8 protein-coding genes are annotated in these 4,535 nt (G+C 66.9%); all 8 read left to right on the top strand.

Annotated elements, in window-relative coordinates; all coding sequences use genetic code 11:
• Positions 1 to 167: 167 nt before the first annotated feature.
• On the top strand, positions 168 to 2,384 hold the full coding sequence (locus tag JYJ84_RS29165; RefSeq protein WP_240201915.1) for a YqaJ viral recombinase family protein: 2,217 nt from the start codon (positions 168 to 170) through the stop codon (positions 2,382 to 2,384).
• Positions 2,348 to 2,608, top strand: coding sequence for a hypothetical protein (locus JYJ84_RS29170; RefSeq protein WP_205189801.1), 261 nt, complete (start codon positions 2,348 to 2,350; stop codon positions 2,606 to 2,608). Before JYJ84_RS29165 ends, JYJ84_RS29170 begins: the two co-directional genes overlap by 37 nt.
• A gap of 18 nt (positions 2,609 to 2,626) precedes the next feature.
• Positions 2,627 to 2,884, top strand: coding sequence for a hypothetical protein (locus tag JYJ84_RS29175; RefSeq protein ID WP_087778550.1), 258 nt, complete (start codon positions 2,627 to 2,629; stop codon positions 2,882 to 2,884).
• Between the two features lies 1 nt (position 2,885).
• Positions 2,886 to 3,188, top strand: a complete 303-nt coding sequence (locus JYJ84_RS29180) for a hypothetical protein (RefSeq protein WP_087778551.1) — start codon at positions 2,886 to 2,888, stop codon at positions 3,186 to 3,188.
• Positions 3,169 to 3,348, top strand: a complete 180-nt coding sequence (locus tag JYJ84_RS29185) for a hypothetical protein (RefSeq protein WP_087778553.1) — start codon at positions 3,169 to 3,171, stop codon at positions 3,346 to 3,348. Before JYJ84_RS29180 ends, JYJ84_RS29185 begins: the two co-directional genes overlap by 20 nt.
• A 31-nt stretch (positions 3,349 to 3,379) precedes the next feature.
• Positions 3,380 to 3,742, top strand: coding sequence for a hypothetical protein (locus JYJ84_RS29190; protein ID WP_087778555.1), 363 nt, complete (start codon positions 3,380 to 3,382; stop codon positions 3,740 to 3,742).
• A gap of 195 nt (positions 3,743 to 3,937) precedes the next feature.
• A complete protein-coding gene (locus JYJ84_RS29195; RefSeq protein ID WP_205184131.1) occupies positions 3,938 to 4,171 on the top strand; it encodes a hypothetical protein in 234 nt (77 codons plus the stop codon).
• Positions 4,172 to 4,205: 34 nt separating this feature from the next.
• The coding region (ssb, locus tag JYJ84_RS29200) for a single-stranded DNA-binding protein (protein WP_205189803.1) at positions 4,206 to 4,535 on the top strand (330 nt) is incomplete at its 3' end.

Below are 4,535 nucleotides of genomic sequence, written 5' to 3' on the forward strand. Positions count from 1 at the left end.
ACGTGCAGCGATGAAGCCTTCGAGAAGAAGAAAGCCGGGTGGCGCAAGGCCATCGAGGGCGGCAAGTCGGTGAACGACCTGATCGCAATGATTCAGACCAAGGAACTGCTCACCGACGACCAGAAGATGGAAATCGCGTCGTGGGCGACCGAAGGGGGTGCGCAGCAATGAAAATCCACGAACTTGTCCAGGGCAGCCCGGAATGGCAAGCCTTCCGCCTGACCCACCACGGCGCCAGCGAAGCCGCCGCGATGCTGGGCCTGTCGAAGAAAACGACCCGCTCCGAGCTGCTGCGCATCAAGCACACCGGCACGCCGAAGGAGTTCTCCGACTGGGTGCAGGTGAACATCCTCGACTACGGGCACCAGGTCGAAGCCCTGGCCCGGCCGCTGGTCGAGGAAATCATCGGCGACGACCTCTACCCGGTGACGTGCTCGAACGAAGACGAGGGCGGCAACCTGTCGGCGTCCTGCGACGGCCTGACCATGCTCTACGACACTGCGTTCGAGCACAAGCAATGGAACGAGGCCCTGGCCGCATCGGTGCGCGCCGGCATCCTGCCCGAGGAACACATGCCGCAGTGCCAGCAGATCATGCTGGTGACGGGCGCCGCGCGCGTGATCTTCGTCGTCTCCGACGGCACGCCCGGCAACCTCGTTTGGGTCGAAGTCCGGCCCGACCCGGAATGGTTCGACCGCATCCGCGCTGGCTGGGCGCAGTTCGACCGCGACCTGGCCGACTACGTGCTGCCCGAGGCCAAGCCGGCCATCGTCGCCGAACCCGTCCAGGCGCTGCCCGCCGTGTCGGTGCAGGTGTCCGGCGCGCTGACCGTGGCCGAGAACTTCACGGTGTTCGAGCAGGCTCTGCGCCAGTTTCTCGACGAGCGCCTGATACGTGAGCCGCAGACCGACCAGGACTTCGCCGACCTCGACCTGCAAATCAAGGCACTGAAGCGCGCCGAGGATGCGCTCGACGCCGCCGAGGCGCAGATGCTGGCCCAGGTGTCCGGCGTCGATGCCGCGAAGCGCGCGAAGGATGCGCTGCACAAGCTGACGCGCGACAACCGCCTCATGGCAGAAAAGCTGCTGGAGAGCGAGAAAAAGCGGCGGCGCGAGGAAAAGATCGAGGCCGCCCGCAAGGCGTTCGCCGACCACTTGGCCGAACTCCAACGCGAAATTGCCGACCTGCGCCTGGACGTGCCGGCGCCGGACTTCGCGGCCGTCATCAAGGGCCTGAAGACCCTGGCGAGCGTTCAGGACAAGCTCGACACCGCGCTGGCGAACGGCAAGATCGCCGCCGACCAGAAGGCCGGCGACCTGCGCACGAAACTGGCCTGGGTGGGCACCAATGCAGCCGAACACCGCGCGCTGCTGCCCGACCTGCAACAGCTCGCGGTCAAGCCGCTGGACGACTTCAAGCTGGCGATCACGGCCCGCATCGACGCGCACAAGCGGGCCGAGGCCGAGCGACTGGAGGCCGACCGCGCGCGCATCCGCAAGGAAGAAGCCGAGCGCCTGGAGCGCGAGGCGAAGGACAAGCAGGAGCGCGAGGCGGCCGCCGCCCAGCAACGCTCGCTTGACGAGGCGGAAGACGCCGCCATCGTGCCGCTGCACCCGGCCAATGCGGCGCTGGAGAACAACGGCCCCGACAGTCTTGCGAGCTACTTCCCTGGCAACGCGGACGCATCGGCCTTCCTGGGAGTGGACATGGCAGCAGCGCCGGCGGCGGAACTCGTCACGGCCAGCCCCCAGTGCGCGGCCCACAGCCGCCCGATGGGTGGCGGCGGTGGCGGCAGCCTCTCCACCGCAACGCTGAAGCTGGGCCAGATCAACGAGCGCCTGGCGCCCATCGCGCTGACCGCCGACGGGCTGGCGACGCTGGGCTTCCCCCATGTCGCCACCGACAAGTCGGCAAAGCTGTACCGCGAGCGCGACTTCCCCCGCATCTGCGCCGCCCTGGTGCGGCACATCCAGACCGTGCAGGCCGGACAGCCGGCGCCGGCAACCCAGGCCGCCCCGGCCACAACCCGCAACCCCGAAAGGACTACCGACATGGCAACCCGAGCACCCGCAGCAGCTTTTGACGACGCCGCCGACTACCAGCACATCCCCATGAAGGAAGTGGAGTCGCACAAGATCAAGGCCGTCGGCTACGACGAAGCCACGCGCCGGCCATCCAGATCAGGAACGCCCTCAAGGAGGTGGAGCGCAGCAACGCCGATCTTCGCGTGGTGCGCGGCTGCCTGGGTGCCTTGCGCGAAGCCGGCCTCGTGCGCGAGCCGGAAACGGGCATGTTCCAGCGCGCCGACATCCGAACCCCAACCCCTCGACCCAGAAAGGAAGCACCCATGCCCCAAGCAACACCCAGTCCCAGGCCCACCCTGACCGTCACCGCCCCGGCGCACCAGCCCGAGCCTTCGCCCATCGAAATCCTGGGCGAACTGTCCGGCGAGGTCGTGGCCCTGGCCGATGAGTTCGGCACGCGGCTCAAGAAGCTGGCCGCGAAGATCGAGGAAGCGGCGCTGACCATCGAGCAGGAGCGCGAGGCCAACGTGGAGAACCTGGGCAAGCTGCGGCAGCTCCAGTCCATCCTGAAAAGCCTGTCGTAGGCGCAAGGGGCTGGTCACATGAGCAACGCCATCAAGGACGAGATAGCCCGGCTACGCGCCGAGAAGAAGCACTTCCTGAAATTGGCCGCCCAGGCGCGCGAAACCGCGCGCGACCTGAGCGCCGCCCCCATTGGACGGAAAGACCCGATTGCCAGGCTGCGCGCGAAAGACCGGGAGGCGGAATACCGCGCCAGCGCGCGCCGATGCGACGAGCGCATCGCTGAATGGAAGGCCCAACTGGGCATCACCTCAACCAAGGGGGTCAAGCATGGGTGACATGGGCGACTACTGGCGCGACGTGAAGCCCGCGCTGAAGGAAGACAGCCAGCGCAAGCGCGCCGGAAACCGCGACGCCTCGGCCCGGAACTTGACCGCCGCCGGCATTTCCTTCGAGGCCAAGAACGGCGGCGCGCACCTGGTCGTGTCGGCCGCTGACCTGATCGTCGATTTCTGGCCTGGCACGGGCCTGTGGGTTGTGCGCGGCACCGGCGAGCGCCGGCGCGGCGTGCGCCACCTGATTAAGCGACTCGGCGGCCAGTGGCCGCCACAAGGAAAGAGCGATGGAGAAATACACCCCTGAACTGCTGATCGGCCTGATGGTGATGGTCAAGAACATCGTCCTGATCGTCGCCTGCGCCTGGACGACCACCAAGCTCTACCAGATGAGCGGGTCGTGGCATTGCCTGTGGGCGCTGCTGATGCTGCTGGCGATGGGTTCCTACAAGTTCGTGCGCGACTGAGCGCCATCACACCAACCCCAAGGAGAGAACCATGCCCATTCTTCGATTCGAGGGCTACAGCGACGACACCTTCGGCGAAGTCGCCCACTTCAAGGACGACTACGACAACTGCGCCAGCGGCAAGCCGATTGAATACCTGGTGCTCGGCCCGGCCATCGACGGCCAGCCGCAGCTCGGCGTGGTCGTCACCGGCCAGCACTGCCCTGGCAACAGCGGTAGCTGGCTGATCGGCGTCGCCAACTACGACCCGGACGCCGAAGACCGCGATTTCCCGCGCTGGCCCATGCACATCGAGGCTCAGGACTACCGCAACGGCTTCCAGCCGGCCCTGGTCATCGACGCGCCCGAGGGCGTGACGCTGAAGTGCCTGCAACGGGGCAGCGATGACGACTAGCTGCCGGCCTGTCGCGGCCCCAGGCCCCATCGAACGGGCCGCGATACCCGGAGCCGACCTCGATCATGACGCGGTAGCAGTGCAGCTTTGCCTTTCGGCCGGCCTCGACCCGGCCACGACGGATGCACTGCTCTTTCGTCTGAAGCAAGAGCTGGCCGCGCGCTTCGTCGCGCCCTGCTGCGGGAGGCTGCCCAGATGAGCGAATACCAACCCCTTTCAACCATCAACGAGCTGGCCGTCCTCGACGAGGGCGAATGCGTGGCCGGCTACCTCGCCGGCCTGCACGGCGCGCCGGAGCCGGGGAGCGACAAGAGCAAGTCCTACTGGCACGGCTGGCACAACGGAATGATGGACACCGGGCGGCTTCCCCATGACGAGGCCGCCCGCAACCTGGCCGCCGAGGTCGTGCGCTGGCACCGCGCGCACTGAAGGCGGCCGCCCATACGAGAAAAGGAAAGACAGCATGGCATCAGTGAACAAGGTCATTTTGGTGGGCAACCTCGGGCGCGACCCCGAGGTGCGCTACACGCCAGACGGTAGCGCGATCTGCAACGTGTCCATCGCCACCACCTCCACCTGGAAGGACAAGGCCACCGGCGAGCGGCGCGAAGACACCGAATGGCACCGCGTCGTCTTCTACAACCGGCTGGCAGAAATCGCCGGCGAGTACCTGCGCAAGGGCAAGTCGGTCTATGTCGAGGGCCGCCTGAAGACCCGCAAGTGGCAGGACAAGGAAACCGGGGCCGACCGCTACAGCACGGACATCATCGCCGACCAGATGCAGATGCTCGGC

The sequence above is a fragment of the Burkholderia sp. LMG 13014 genome, from assembly GCF_905232215.1.
Lineage (GTDB): Bacteria > Pseudomonadota > Gammaproteobacteria > Burkholderiales > Burkholderiaceae > Burkholderia.

What these genes read in the sequence shown, in the direction of transcription:
- JYJ84_RS29165 (WP_240201915.1), top strand. Translation starts at nt 168, where the DNA reads ATGAAAATCCACGAACTTGTCCAGGGCAGCCCGGAATGGCAAGCCTTC.
- JYJ84_RS29170 (WP_205189801.1), top strand. Translation starts at nt 2,348, where the DNA reads ATGCCCCAAGCAACACCCAGTCCCAGGCCCACCCTGACCGTCACCGCC.
- JYJ84_RS29175 (WP_087778550.1), top strand. Translation starts at nt 2,627, where the DNA reads ATGAGCAACGCCATCAAGGACGAGATAGCCCGGCTACGCGCCGAGAAG.
- JYJ84_RS29180 (WP_087778551.1), top strand. Translation starts at nt 2,886, where the DNA reads ATGGGCGACTACTGGCGCGACGTGAAGCCCGCGCTGAAGGAAGACAGC.
- JYJ84_RS29185 (WP_087778553.1), top strand. Translation starts at nt 3,169, where the DNA reads ATGGAGAAATACACCCCTGAACTGCTGATCGGCCTGATGGTGATGGTC.
- JYJ84_RS29190 (WP_087778555.1), top strand. Translation starts at nt 3,380, where the DNA reads ATGCCCATTCTTCGATTCGAGGGCTACAGCGACGACACCTTCGGCGAA.
- JYJ84_RS29195 (WP_205184131.1), top strand. Translation starts at nt 3,938, where the DNA reads ATGAGCGAATACCAACCCCTTTCAACCATCAACGAGCTGGCCGTCCTC.